General features: G+C 67.4%; 7 protein-coding genes (1 of these 7 running past the window's edge). 1 reads left to right on the top strand and 6 read right to left on the bottom strand.

Features of this window, described 5'->3' with window-relative positions; all coding sequences use genetic code 11:
- Positions 1-5: 5 nt before the first annotated feature.
- From rimM to KO481_RS20250, 6 genes are all read right to left on the bottom strand, one after another.
- Positions 6-557, bottom strand: coding sequence for a ribosome maturation factor RimM (rimM, locus tag KO481_RS20275; protein ID WP_215918742.1), 552 nt, complete (start codon positions 555-557; stop codon positions 6-8).
- Entirely contained in the window at positions 558-800 is a 243-nt protein-coding gene (locus KO481_RS20270; RefSeq protein ID WP_067669576.1) for an RNA-binding protein, read from the bottom strand.
- Position 801: 1 nt separating this feature from the next.
- Positions 802-1239, bottom strand: coding sequence for a 30S ribosomal protein S16 (rpsP, locus tag KO481_RS20265; RefSeq protein ID WP_215918741.1), 438 nt, complete (start codon positions 1237-1239; stop codon positions 802-804).
- Between the two features lie 204 nt (positions 1240-1443).
- On the bottom strand, positions 1444-2022 hold the full coding sequence (locus tag KO481_RS20260; protein WP_215918740.1) for a Uma2 family endonuclease: 579 nt from the start codon (positions 2020-2022) through the stop codon (positions 1444-1446).
- 19 nt (positions 2023-2041) lie between these two features.
- Positions 2042-2194 carry a hypothetical protein gene (locus KO481_RS20255; RefSeq protein ID WP_215918739.1) on the bottom strand — a complete coding sequence of 51 codons (153 nt, stop codon included), beginning with the start codon at positions 2192-2194 and terminating at the stop codon, positions 2042-2044.
- Positions 2195-2212: 18 nt separating this feature from the next.
- Positions 2213-3313, bottom strand: a complete 1101-nt coding sequence (locus KO481_RS20250) for an amidohydrolase family protein (RefSeq protein WP_215918738.1) — start codon at positions 3311-3313, stop codon at positions 2213-2215.
- Positions 3314-3768: 455 nt separating this feature from the next.
- Between KO481_RS20250 and KO481_RS20245 the strand changes: the two genes are divergently transcribed.
- Positions 3769-14927, top strand: the start of a protein-coding gene (locus KO481_RS20245) for an ADP-ribosyltransferase (RefSeq protein WP_215918737.1). 25189 nt of this gene lie beyond the right edge of the window; 11159 of the gene's 36348 nt are visible here — the first part of the coding sequence; it begins with the start codon at positions 3769-3771; its stop codon lies beyond the right edge, outside the window.

Below are 14927 nucleotides of genomic sequence, written 5' to 3'. Positions count from 1 at the left end.
ATCGCTCACTCCTTGTCCGGCAACCCTTCCGGGTCCAGCAGGCCCTCGGGCGGATCGATGACGATCAGGCCCTCGGCGATCGATACGGTGGGAACGATCGCGTTGACGAAGGGAATCAGGATCTCCCGCTGCTTGCCCGCGGCATCCTCGGCGGTCACCGAAAGCAGTTCTCCCGCAGCCGAATGCAAGACCTCCGCGACGGTACCGACCACGGTGCCGTCGGCCAGCTGCACCGAGAGTCCCTCGAGCTCATGGTCGTAGAACTCGTCGGGATCCTGCGACGGCGGCAGATCATCGGTGTCGACCAGAAAGACCATGCCGCGCAACGCATCCGCCGCGGACCGTCCGGCGACGCCGCGCAGATGCACGAGGAGCCGGCCCGAGTGCTCCCGGACCGACTCGACGGTGTATTCCTGAACCGACTTCGCGCGCGGCATGCGGCCACGCAGGACCGCACCCTCGGCGAAGCGCAATTCGGGCTCGTCGGTGCGGATCTCCACGACGAGTTCGCCGCGCACTCCGTGCGACTTGGCGACCCGCCCGACAACCAGTTCCATCTACTGATCGGTGTCGACGACGTCGACCCGAATGCCCCGGCCGCCGATCCCGGACACGAGGGTGCGCAGCGCGGTCGCGGTACGGCCGCCCCGCCCGATCACCTTGCCCAGATCGTCCGGGTGCACATGCACCTCGACGGTGCGGCCGCGACGGCTGGTGATCAGCTCGACGCGGACGTCGTCGGGATTGGCGACGATGCCGCGAACCAGATGTTCGACAGCATCGGCGACGACGGCAGACATATTATTCAGCAGCCTCGGTCTCGGTGGCGGCCTCGGCGGCCTCCTCCTTCTTGGCGGCCTTCTTCTTCGGGGTCACGGCCTCGGCGACCGGCGCGTTGTCGGCCGCGGCCAGGGCGGCGTTGAACAGGTCCAGCTTGGACGGCTTGGCGGCCTTGGTCTTGAGGGTGCCCTCGGCGCCCGGCAGGCCCTTGAACTTCTGCCAGTCACCGGTGATCTCCAGCAGGCGCTGGACGGGCTCGGTGGGCTGCGCGCCGACGCTCAGCCAGTACTGCACGCGCTCGGAGTCCACCTCGATCAGCGAGGGCTCTTCCTTCGGGTGGTACTTGCCGACATTCTCGATGGCGCGGCCGTCGCGGCGGGTGCGCGCATCGGCGACGACGATGCGGTACTGGGGGTTGCGGATCTTGCCGAGCCGCGTGAGCTTGATCTTGACAGCCATGGGCTTGCCTTTCGGATGGGTCGGCCTGGGCCGACCGAATGGTCACGGCGCAATTCAGCGACCCGCACGGCTTGCGGGCCCGGTTTCGCGTTGAGTGTGTGACCGCCGCGCGGTACGTAACCGGAGACGGGCTGCACTTGTCCTCGACGAGGACGGTTGTTCATTGTGCCAGACGGGGCTCAGCGCCCAGAAATCGGGCCGCGATCAGCGCAGTTGGGCCGTAGAGACCTTGACCGGCGCTGGGCCTGGGGCGGTGATCACTTCACCCGCATCCGCGTAGACCCGCTGGCTGTATCCGCCCCCGTCCAGTTCGTAGCCCCAGAATCGCACCCCGCCCTTCTTCGGCAACTCTACGATCCACAAATAACGAACCTGCGCACCCGCATAGGCCGCGATTTTGGTGTCCCGCTCCTCGCGAGTATTGCCCGGAGACCAGACCTCCACGGCAAGCAGCAGGTTGTTCGCGGAGAAACTGGTGTGCTCGGCATCGGTGTCGACAATCGAGATGTCCGGTATCACGCCCGTTCGGAAAGGCGTACTCAGCCGCACACCCACCCCAGGCAAGACCTCGAGGTCGACACGACCGGCCACCTCGATCGCATCATCCAACAGACGCGCAAGCCGAAACGTCACCTTCTGATGCGAACCGCCGGGTGGAGGCGTCGTATGCAGGTACCCCAGAATCAACTCGAGTCGCGATCCATCGTCTGGGTGGTCCATCGCCAGCCAGTCGTCCACTGTCGTGGGCCCCAGCGGGTGGATCGTCGCAACCTCGGCGGTCATCGTCGTCTCCCAACGGACATCAGGTGGGTAGGTAGAGCAGTACCTGTTCGCACAACAGTTGACCTACTACATCGCAGCAGGTCGCAGCCAGAAAATCAGCATCGGCGCGGCGTGGCAGACCCGCCGGTTTCTGGAATTTCCAGTAATTCGACGCCTCGTCGACCAGGCTCACGGGCACGCCGTGCAGACGTCACCGATGCGCTGTGACCGGATCGCGGCGGGGGTACACCCGCCCTCGAAGGACGACATAGGCGGGGGCGGACAGCGCTTCCGGACCAATCCGCGGGTCCGCCTCATACACCACGAAATCCGCCGAGGCCCCGTGTTCGATCCCCGGACGCCCTAGCCACTCGCGGGCATTCCACGACGACGCACCCAGCGCCTCGTGCCGGGACAGGCCCGCGCCGGCCAACGCGTCGATCTCCTCGGCGATGCGGCCGTGCCTGATCGAACCGCCCGCGTCGGTACCCGTATATATCGGCACCCCCGCGGCATGGGCGTTGGCGACGGTGTCGCGCACGCGGCGGTGCAGATCGCGCATGTGCGCGGCATAGACGGGGAATTTGGTTGCGCTGTCGGCGATTTCGGGGAAGGTGGCGATATTGACCAGGGTCGGCACCAGGGCGGTGCCCTGGCGGGCCATCATCTCGATGGTGTCGTCGGTCAGGCCGGTGCCGTGCTCGAGGCAGTCGATGCCGGCGCCGATCAGTCCGGGCAGCGCGTCCTCACCGAAGACGTGGGCGGTAACCCGGGCGCCCTCGCGGTGGGCGGCGTCGATCGCCTCCTTCAGGATCGCATCGCTCCACAGCGGGCGCAGGTCGCCGACGGAGCGGTCGATCCAATCGCCGACGATCTTGACCCAGCCGTCGCCGAAGCGCGCCTGTTCGGCGACGATCTCCGGCAGGTCGCGCTCGTCGTCGAGTTCGATGCCCAGTTCCCGGATGTAGCGCTTGGGCCGGGCGATATGCCGACCGGCGCGGATGATCCTCGGCAGATCTTCGTGATCGTCGATGAAGTGGGTGTCGATGGGCGAGCCCGCGTCGCGGAGCAGCAGCGCGCCGGCGTCGCGCTCGGTCTCGGCCTGGGCGATCGCGCCCGCGCGGTCCTCGTCGCCGCCGCCGTAACGCAGGCCGACGTGGCAGTGCGCATCGACCAGGCCGGGCACGATCCAGCCTGTGTCGCATAGGGTTTCGGCGTCTCGAACGGGCTCGACGGAGATCAGGCCGTCGTGCACCCACAGATCGCGCACGTCGTTGCCCGGAAGAACCACTCCCCGCAGATGCAATCGCATACCGCCTCCTGGTTGCGCCCCATGTTTCCGATCACAAAATACTGTCCACGCCGATAACAGTCACGCTCCCGCGCACGAACGGGCATGTGACACATCGGGTGTGAAATACACTGTGGCAGGTCGGTTGGAGTGCAGGAGACCCGCTGCGCCGGAAGCGTTGCCGGTCGATGGCCGGCCGCCGATGTCCGTCCCGCCGCGGCCCGATGGGCATGTCAAGAGGTATTGCAGAGTAAAGTCTCCCCATAGAGTGGTGTGGCGGTGCGGCCGAACCAGATTGTGTTGAGCATCAGGAGAACTCGACGTGAACAACGATGAAACCGGCGTCGGCCGCACCGAGTCGCGCCGGGCGATCGACGGGCGTCTTCGCTCGACCGCCGTCTCGTCTCCGCAGTTGCTTTCCGTTCACCGTTGAATCCTGATGGCACAACGGATCCCGCGCTGAGAAGCACCGATCGATGAGTCTCGAGATCCCCCCAGGGTTGCAGTGGTTGTCCTACCTGGCGGGTTCGTCGTGGCCGAAGGGTGATGAGGACAAGCTCTTCGATCTGAGCAAGGTGTGGGGCGTCGCGGCGACCGATCTCGAGAACATCATCCCGCAGTTGCATGCCGCGTGCGATACCGCGCTGGCGAATTATTCCGGTGGCGGCGCTGATCAGATGAAGACCCAGTTCGACGGGTTCTTTACCGGGGACAACTCGATCGAGAACATGGTCAAGGGCCTGCAGCAGATCGAGGAATCGGTCTACGACTGCGGCACCCAGACCGAGTACGCCAAGCTGCAGATCATCATCATGCTCGCGATCATGGCCGCGGAGATCGCGTACGCGCTGGCCACGGTGTGGGGGGCGTGGGCGGTGGGGGTGATCGAGGCCGAGGGTGCGGGCCTCATGCGGATCATCGCGCGCACGCTGGCCGAGAAGCTGGCCGCGCAAGCGGCGAAGGTGGCCGAGAAGCCGTTGTGGAAGCTGGCCGCGATCGAGGCGCTCAAGCAGGGCGGCATCGGGATGGCCTCAGATGCGCTGGCCCAGGGCATCGAACTGGCGCAGGGGCACGAGCATTCGTTCAACCTCAAGCAGATGCTGGTCTCCGGCGCGGTCGGCGCGGTGTCGGCGGGGGTCGCGACCCCGGTCGGGCATTTGGGCGGGCAGTATCTGGGCAAGCTGGTCGCGGGCGATAAGGGCATGACCTGGTGGAAGGCGGGTCTCGTCGCGGTCGGTTCGGGTATCCCGGCCGGGATGGTGGGTGCGGGGGCCGGGAGCCTGACCAACGGGATCCTGACCGGGCAGTGGGAATTCGATCCGGTCTCGCTGCTGGGTGGGGTCGGTGGTGGTCTAGTCGGTGGCGTGCACGGGGTGCTGGGTCATGTCCAGGGCAACTTCGGCCTGCACGGACTGGACGAACACGGCGAACAACTCCCCGCCTACACCGACGAACGCCCACCCGCCTACGGCGACGGTTCCACGGACAAGACGGGTAAGACCGACCCCGGCTCCCGCTACACCCCGGACACGCCGAGCGCCACGAACGCGAACGTGCGAGCCGAACGCTTCGCGGGCGAGCCCCTCGAGGTCACGAACGCCCGCCCCGACGAATCGGCCGGCGGCAACGAGCCGGTCATCGGCGCCTCGACCACGGCAACCTCGCGGGGCGATACGGGCGCGGGATCGAATCCTGGAGCCCGGCGAACCACCCCGACACCCGTCGGGAACATCGGGTCCACCCGCTACGTGGCCGCGGGCTCCTCCGGCTCCCGCAACGGCAGCACCCGCAACGCCCCCTCGACCGGCAACGGCACACCCCGCACGAGCACCGGGTCCTCGACCGCGCGGCCGAAGCCCACGCCGAGTGAGCAGCGCACCGCCACGAACGGGAACAGGGCCGCACGGTCCGCCTCGGCGGGCGGGGACGGCCGGACCTCCCTCGAACGCAATCCGGTCGCGCAGCACACCGGCCGGACCGCGCCCGAGCGCACCTCCGGCACGGCCCGTGAATCCTCGAAACCCGCAGCCGCGCAAACACTGTCGTCCCACGCCGAACCCGCGACGACCAGGCCGGTCCAGCCACCGCGCCGCTACTCGGCGACCTCGACCGTCGCGGACGGATCCACCGGCCACCTCGACCCGCTGCGCACCGACACCGATCACACCGCCCCCGCCACCGGCAGTAGCCCGCTTCCCACGACGACCCGCGACATCCCGTCCCGCCCGGACTCCCCGGTCGGCGACTACCGCAGCGACAGTGACAGCGACAGCATCTCGGACACCCACAGCATCTGGGACAACGACGACGCCCGCAGCCAGTACAGCGATACCGATACCGAATACAGCGACACCGGCAGCGAGTACGGCGATAAGGACCTGGGCACCTCCGGGACCGATACCGCCGGAGGCAGCCCGTTGCGCCCGGTCGCCGAGACCGAAAATATCCAGGGGCGCGACCCGTCCCTCTCGGCTACCCCCGAGAGCAAGACGACCCCGATGGGCCGCGACCCCGATTCCGTGGACGCTCCCGGTCCCCGCCCGCTCGGCATCGAGGGCAGTAATCCGTTGCGCCGCACCGGAAGCGATCAAATTTACGAGCCCTCCACACCGCTGGGCGCCGACGGAAAGCCGACCGGCGAGGTGCGTCGCGGTGACGCCCGAATCGACACGGGCACAGGCAAATCCGGTGATCCAGCATCCCGGATCACCGCGGACCGGCGCGCACCCGGCGACCGCGAACCGGCCGATACTCCGGCGGCGCGGGCATCGGCCTCGGACAAGCCGCAGGCGGGTATCGAATCCCGCACCACCCGGCCCGAATCCGGCAAACACGATGTCACCGCGCCACGCGACGTCCCGGCGGCGGCCGCGCATGAGCACGAGGTCGCGCAGGCTCGTGAGGAAGGGCTCAAACGGACGCGCAGGCGGGTCGTGGAGGCGGAAACCCGTGCCGCGCAAGAGCGTCAGGCACAGACCGACCGGATCACCTCCTCCCGGCAACGCGTCGAGTCCGCCGAGCGGGCGTTGCACGAGGCCCGCGACCACGACGTGCCCGCCGCGCAGGCCGCACACGATCAGGCGGTCGCCGAGCATACGAAGACCGTCGACGACGCCCTGACCAAGCTGCTGACCGCGTCGCGCTCGGCGGGCGGCGAGCGGTGGGAGGCGTACCAGCGCGGGGAGCTGGACCGGGCGGAGACCTTCAAGGCGGTCGCGCAGGAGCGGGTCCAGGCCGCCCGCGCGGCGGCGGATGCGCGGCAGGAGTATTACGAGCTGCGGGCCGGATCGGGTAAGCCGTCGGACAAGTCGGGGCCGTTGACCAAGCTCACCGACACCGAGCTGGAACACACGATCAAGCACGGGACGGACAACGAGAAGAACGCCGCGCTCAACGAGCTGTCACGCCGAGTGTCCGGGAAGGTGAAGCGGTTCACCCAGGACATGGCGGACCTGTTGATGGAGCACGCCCCGGTCGAGGTCGATACCGGCGAGGGCAAGGAGATGCTGGTCATCCTGCGCTCGGTGCGTATCGCCCTGGACGACGGCCTGGCGCACGTGATGACCTCCAGTGATCCCCTGGTGGATCACATGCAGCACGAGTTCCTGAAGCTGGTCGGCGAGCGCACCCTGAATCTGAAGGTCTACCACCTGGATTCGGATGAGCCGTTCCCGCACCGCACCGACGGCGAATCCCTGATCGTGGTGGGCACCGCCCAGGACTACGGATTCCGCGCGGTCAAGGAAGCCCAGGCCATGATCGACAAGCTGAAGGACGCCGGGCTGGCCGGCGACGACCTGAAGTCCCTGCAGACGAGCCTCGAGTCCGCCCCGGACTTCCCCGCCTACAAGACCCTTCTCGACGACGCCGCGCAGGCCCGCGGCCTGAAGGACCGCTACGAACCGTTCCCGGGCGGGAAACTGACCGTCGACGAGATCGACGCCCAGCTGATCGACGAGCAGACCCACTACGTGCTCTCCCCCGGCAAGGCCGACGCCGCGAGCCCGGAATTCGTGGCGAACACCAAGGACCTCTGGGGAAACTTCCAGCGCGCCAAGGACGAAGGGGCGCTGGAGGCGGCCGATTTCGGGAAGAACCCCGATATCCCCGGAATGTTCAACTCCCGCCTGACCGATGCCGGGCGCGGCAAACTCGAAACCCTGCTCGGGCGCCCGCTCACCGACCACGAGGTCGAGGAATACGCGCACGCCGCCCAGGCCGAGTGGGGACCCAGCCAGGACACCGACTATCACGTCAATGACGAGGGGAAAATCAAAATCATCTCCTCGGCCACCAACGACCAGCTCATGGACGACCCGGAGAAACAATCCTCCAGCCGCTGGAACGGGTTCGCCAAATACCTGGAGGTCAAACACGGCTCCGGCGACGGCAGCAACATCACCGCCGACCCGGAATACTCGATCAGCATCACCGGTAAACAGTTGTTCTCCGGCGGGCACTTCGAGATCCGCGGCACCTCGGGCACCCTGCTCACTCCCACCGAGGAGACTCCGCGCGGCGTCGAGGACGTCATGCACGACGAATACGGCACCGGCCCCATCGCTCGGGTGGAGCGGTTCTTCACCTCACAACTGGATCGGCGCCCGGACCAGCACTTCGCCGATAAATCCAGCAAATTCACCCAGATGGCCAGGGACATCCTGGATACCGCGTTCGTGAGGAACGAGGACACCGGCGAACTCGAGCAGAAGGGTCTGCCACAGCTGGGGGTGGCCATGGATAACGCCGATGTCGCCCGCCTCGCGTCCGCGTTGAAGGACGAGGCCGCCGCCCGCAGGGTCGATGTCCACTTCGAGGCGATCGACGCCGCGTGGATGGACTCGTTCGGCAGCAAACGCGCCGCCTACGACCGGCTCCAGGAGATCATCGCCGCGGGCGGCCAGCTGGGGAAGATCACCCTCGGGAACAAGGTGATGAGCCGCGGCGTGGACATCACCCCGGTCAAGGAGGCCTTCAAGGAAGTCGTCGACGAGGACGGCAACGTGAAGGTCACGGGCGGCCTGAAGGTGAAAATCAGTGGCGGCCCGGCCTATTCGGCCCGCGTGAACCATCAGGTCGAGACCCGCGCCGCCCGCAGCGGCGACCTCGCGCGCGGCCGGGAAAACGGCGGCACCCCCGGCGAGGCCGTGCACTACATCTCCCCCGAGGACTACCGATCGAGCGCCCCGACTCCCCGCGTCAAGGTCCTGGTCACCCGCTACCAAGACGCCGCGACCGCCCACACGCGGGCCACCGAGGCGCACGAGACCGAACCGACCGCGGACAGCGAGGCCACCCTCGAACACACTCGGAACGACCTCGACCACGCCGTGGGCGACCTCCGCAAGTACGCCACCCCTTGGCAGAAGGCCGCCGTCGAACAGCAACTCGTCAACTCCCGCCGGGCACACGACTACGCCGCCAACGCCCCACCGGCGCACGAGTCCGCCGCCCACCAGCCCGCCACGCCTCCTCCCAGAACCGACGGCAGCCAGACATCCGAGGCCACCCCGCCGCATACCGGCCACACACCCGTGGACCTGGACACGCTCTTCGGCGCTGCAATCGGCAACACCCACCCCGTCACCGTCGAGCAGGCCCGCAACGACTGCGCCCAGCAGGTCCTGCAACGCCTCGCCGACGAGTCCCCCGACAACCACGACATCGCCCCGCCCACGGAGCCGGTCGGCCTGCACGGCATGGACGCCGTGGACTTCCAGACGCGCTCGGCGGGAACGCTGCAGACCTTCCCCGACCACGCAGCCATCGCCCAGCAACTCCGTCGGCTCGGCGCCGGAGCGAAGGCCGTGGTCGTCGAGAAGTACACGGGCGCGACCAACCGGCACGGTATCGGCGCACACGCCCTCTATCTGAAAAATACCAACGGCGAAGACATTTCGGTCTGGGATCCCTCGAGCGACCGGGAATACCCCCTCGAATCCCACACCCCCCATAACCTCGCCGGCATCACCGCCGCCATGTACAACCCACAAGGCCAGGCCGAAATCGTCCCCGGCTACGACACCGTCGGCACCCAGCTCATCGGCACCGCACGCATCGGCTCGACCCCTACAAGGAACGCAGAGCCGGACATCCCCACCTTCGTCATCACGGATCCATCCGGGGCGCCGCAACCACACGACGCCGACGGCCACCACCCGGAACAGTCCCCCCTCGGGCACCCGACGAACACCGAGACGAATCCGGCAACATCGCACGAGCCACTGGAGGAATATGACCGCGCGGTGTTTGCGCCCGCGCGGCCGCCCGCACCGCCCGCGACGGACCGAACGGATTCGGTGGTGTCGCGCGCTGCCGAGGAATTCGAGGACATTTTCGACCAGCCGCTCAGACTGGAACAGCTGTATCACGCGCTACAGCCGGAGTGGCCGGACCTGTCGTTCGATGACCTGCAGACGTTGCGGACACACTCCTATCTGGAGAACGGGATGTCGCCCCCGACGGTGGCGCGGGAGAACATGGATGCCTTCGTGCACGGCATCTGGGACCGCCGCGAGTCGTTCCCGAACGTGAATCACATCTACAACGCATACCTGGACCGGGGAGCGGGTGAGCGGCCCGACGCTCGCACCTTCAGGGATGAGGTGGTGCAGATCCTCGCGCACCGCGCGCCCGGCTCCGCGCGGCAGGCCGACATGGAGGAGGTCGGGGTTCTCACGCCGGACAACGCCGGCAACTGGGCGCCCGAAGACATCCCGGTCGTACATTTCGCTCGGGAGAATGCCCGCCCCGAGGACGGCGGATTCAAGATTTACGTGAATGCGGCCGGCAACGCGCGGTCTCGGGTGCTCGCCCACCTCGTGCGCGAGGTTCTCGACGACCCCGACCGGTTCCCGGGGGTCGGCGAGGTGAAGGCGTTCGGCCCGGGGGAGCGGCGGGTGGACAACGTCGTGGCCTACGTCAGCGATATGGACGCGGTGTATCGGGTGCTCGCCTGGTTGCGGGAATTCCAGGCCGGTCACCTCGATATGTTCCTGTGGGACGCGCCGACGGGGTCCGAACAGGAGCTGGCCGGTGTCGGCTTCGCCGCCGAAGCACTGGAAGGTAGCTTCGGCACCTCTCGGGCCTCCGCGATCGCCACGGCGCTCAGCATGCACCGTCACGGCACATTCGACGACTTCTATAACGAGGTGCAGAACCAGTTCATCCTCAGAGATATTGATCCCGATGAGGTGCACCTGAACCTGCCGCTCGAGGACGACACCGTCTCCGAGAGCGACGAGGAATCCCCTCGCACAGTACCGGCATTCGAGCCCATGGACGTCGACTCCGACTTCGGCCCCACCGAAGACCACGGCCCAGGTCCCGGATACTTCACCGGCTCCGAGTACACCGACAACGAGTTGCACTGGCTGTTCCAGGACGAGCCCGGGCCCCGGGATGCGCAGCAGGATCCGTACAGCGGGCGCAGGTGGTTCTCCTCGGCGGTCCCGGACAACCCGGCGGTCCATGGGCTCAGCACGATCGGGACGGCACAGCACACCGTGGTGATCGCCGCGGATGGCCGGGCAGTGGTGATCGGGCCCACGGCGAGGGTGCGAACGGGTGGATCGCCCCTGTCCGGCGATTCTGACATTCCGATCTGGCTGGATTCGAACCCCGCCGAGGTATTTACGATGGCCGCCGGGCTGCGCGAGATGTTCGATTGGTCCGCGCATCCCGACGGCGGATGGGCGGGCACGCCGAAACAGAGCCCGCAGCACGGGGGAACCGGGCGGCTGCTGTTCACGACCGGCCAGGGATCGGTCGTGGGGTGGGGACCCGGCACCCTCGTACCGAGCAGGCCGACCGCGGGCGGGCTGAAGGTCGAGCATCAGGGCTCACTCGTCGTGCTTCCACCGGACGCCGTGCACGCGCTGGGCATGGACGGCCCCTCGGAATCGGCAGTGCCGATATCCGCGGATCCGCTGTTCACAGAGACGGACTCGCGGCCGACCCCACGCCGGGCCGATGTGCACGGCGATATCTGGCCGGATCGCCCCGGGCTGCTGCGCAATCTCGGTGACATCGCCGAGCAGGACCCGCAGGCGCTGGCGGACATGTTCCACGCCTACCCCGACGGCACCGTCGGGATCCGATTCTTCGTCGACGGCATGCCGCGCTGGGTACGGACCGACCGCAGCCCGCTGCACTTCCCCTCGAACGGCAAGCCGCTGTGGCCCGCACTGCTGCACAAGGCCTATTCGATTGTGCGATTCGAGACCGGTCCAGCAGCAACGATTTCGGCCCGGCCGTTCGACGCGCCCATCGATCCCGATTCCGTACCGGTACGCCCCATGCCGCGACCGCTGCGAGAACCGGGGCGGACGATACAGACCTCGACCGGCGCCCTGTACCGCGACGGCGGGCCGGTGGCGCGGGATGCGGCGCAGGGCAGCATCGGAGACTGCTACCTGGTAGCGCCGCTGAAGAATATCGCGAGCCGGAATCCCGAGGCCATCCGGAGCATGATCAAGGAATATCCGGACGGAACTTTCGCCGTGCGATTCTTCGCACCGGGCGGCATTCCGACATGGGTGCGAGTCACCCCGGAATTCCATGCCGACGACAACGGCGCGATGATCTATGCGGTACACGACGATCAGCATGCGCTGTGGCCGGCGCTCATCGAGAAGGCGTATGCGTCGTGGAAGGGCGGTGACTTCCAGAATATCGTGGGCGGTAACCCGTCGATCATCATGACGGAACTGTTGCCGCCGTACGAGGCGGGAAGCTTCGACTCGATACACCAGCCCACGCGCAGCGTTGAAATCATGACATTCCTGCATCCGATGCGGTTCGATATCGATACGCTGCACGAGCTGATCTCCGAGCAACTGGACGAGAATACGACGCCGGACACGTTCACATTCGCGAAACGGCTCGCCGGACTGCAGGACGAATGGCACGATGAATGGCACTACGGAGATACGGAACTCCACTCCGACAGCTTTCAGGAATTCCTGGAGTACCACCTGGACGATGCGGAGCTGAACCACTGGTCGGACGAAATCGCCGCCCTGCGCAACCACCTGTACGAAGTCTACGACACCGAGGAACCGCTGACGAGCGACGTCACCGTTCGCCATATCGCCGACTTCCTCCGGTTCACCCTCGGACGCGGTGACACGATCACCCTGAGCACACCCGATTCCGGGAACTCCTGGGACAATCAGACCAAATACCCGGGAATCGTGGGGGGCCACGGATATTCGGTGCGCGGCGTACGATCCGAGCCCAACGGCAGCATCATGCTGCAACTCGAAAACACGTATCGGGAAAACTCGAGAGTGCTGGACCCGATCGACGGCATCACCTATGGCGACGGCGCCGAACTGGATGTCGATATCGAGCATCTGAACAAGTTCAGCTCGATCAATATTCGTGGCACCGGTGTGCGCTTCGCCCTCGGCGATCCGGACCCCGCGGAATCGCAGGCCCGGCAATTCATCCAGGCCGAACCGCCCGCCACCCACTCCACGCAGGCCGATACCGGCGGTACCTCGGCGCACGAACCCGTCGACGGCGACTCTTACTTCGGCGCCGATCTCCTGCGAAAACTGGAGTGGGAACTCCCCAGCGACCCCGGCCACCCGGATCTCACCCGGACCCGCTACGACCACCCAGACCTCGCGCGCCCGGTCCTGTCCGACCAGGAGCGGCTGGAGAACCTCAGCCCCGAGGACAAGAAGAGGCTGCTGCCGACGCCGGGCGTCCCGATCACGATGACCGGCGGCGACGGCCTGATCATGGTCGACGGCTCGGGCACGGTGCACCGCCTGCCCGCCTCGGGGAGCGTAACGGCGACACGCGTCGACGCGTCGGACGCGGGGACCACCACCCCGCGGCACTACGTGATCGAGCATCCGGACGGCACCACCGCCACGCTCCCCGTCGCGCTGACGAGAGGCTTCAAGTACCGGCCGGGCGCCGACGGCGGCCCCGGCACGCTGCGCTGGAACGTCCGGGGCGGCGCGGTCCGATTCGCCGCCCGCGACGACGCGGGCCAGGAGGGCCTGTTCCAGGTACCGCACGGAACCGAGTTCGTCATGCGCGAGGGTGACTCGCCGCGGCGGTGGATCAAACTCACCAACAGGCCGGAATGGCTCGAGGTCAACGCCCCTCATGACATCGTGCCGGAGCTGCCGCCGCTCGTCACCCTGCATGACACGCCGCTGTTCGGGCTGGACAAACAGGGCAGGCCGCGGCCCAGACCGCAGGAGGCTCGTCAGGGCGCATCGGACAGCTGCGCCCTGGTCTCCGCGATGAAGCATCGCGCCGAGAACGATCCGAACTCGATCGTCGAGGCGATGCATGATCACGGCGACGGCACCGTCAGTGTCCGCTTCACCGTCGCCGGCGTGCCCGAATGGACCCGCGTCGAGAAGAGCATCCACGTCGCACCGGGCACCGAGCAGGGCTATTTCATCGGCCACTCCCCCGGAGAGCCTCTCTGGGCCGCCATGCTGGACAAGGCATACACCGTCCGGTTCGGCGGGGCGAACGGCTACCGCGGCATCACCGGCGGAGACGACGCCGGCAAGACGGCCGGGCTCCTCGGCAAGGGCTTCCACCAGGCCGCCCCGGGTTCGATACAACAACCCGTCCGCAGTGTCGACTCCGCGGATCCGCTGAACCCGCTCCGGTTCGACGCGGACACCCTGCACGGCCTGGTGAGCACCGCGCTGCCCGACGGCCGGCGGGCCGATATCGCGTTCTCGCATCGCTTCGCCGACACACTGACCCACTGGGAGGACACGCTCAGGCAGCGGTACACACCGACGTGGCAGCGACTCATCACCCTCCACGGGAACGACACGGCCACCAGGGACGCCGAGTGGCGCACGTTCCTCGCCGACGAGCAGCAGAACCTGCCCCGGGCTTTCCGCGACTACCTGAACGACCGGTATCCGGGGGAATGGCCGGACGAGAAGAAGGCTCTCGCAGACTATTACGACGAAGTACACCGCGGGCCCGCCGAGGATCGCCTGCTGCCCGATCGGTATCGGATCGCGGCCCGGACGTTCGCGAAGCAGATCGACTACGCCCTGCGACGGGACACCACCGTACTGCTCGTGAGCGCCCGCCTCCCGGACGTGAACAGCGTGCCGGGGTTGATCGACAACCACTCCTATGCCGTCCTCGGGGTCGAGTACAACGCCGAGACGGGCGCGCCGGAGCGGCTGCTGCTGGAAAACCCGTGGGACACCCACGAGGAATACCCCGAACCGGGCGACGGCATCGAATACCGGCTGATGCCGCCCGCGGGCAGGCTCGTCCCCGACCGGACGGGCAAATATCTCGTGGCCGAGGACGGCGCCACGTACCACACCGACGAGCACGGCACGCAGTACCGCAGAGATCCGAAGCCGCCCGGCACGCGGGGCCGCCGCCCCGTGTATGGCCTGTCCCCCAAGGGAATACGGTACTTCTGGGACTCGGAGGGCATGGAGTACCGGGCGTACCCGGACGGCACCAGGATGCAGATAACGCCGGACGGTGCCGAGTACAAGACGGTCAAGGAGGGCGACTCCTACGTCTCCTACGGCCAGCGGCCGGGCGGAGAACCGACTCGGCTCGCGGAGCCCCTCGACCTGTGGGCCCCCGTTCCGTCGCGCGGCGGCATCGTCGCGGT

This window comes from Nocardia albiluteola, from assembly GCF_018860155.1.
GTDB classification, from domain to species: Bacteria; Actinomycetota; Actinomycetes; order Mycobacteriales; family Mycobacteriaceae; genus Nocardia; species Nocardia albiluteola.
This window is presented reverse-complemented; position numbering and strand designations above follow the sequence as displayed.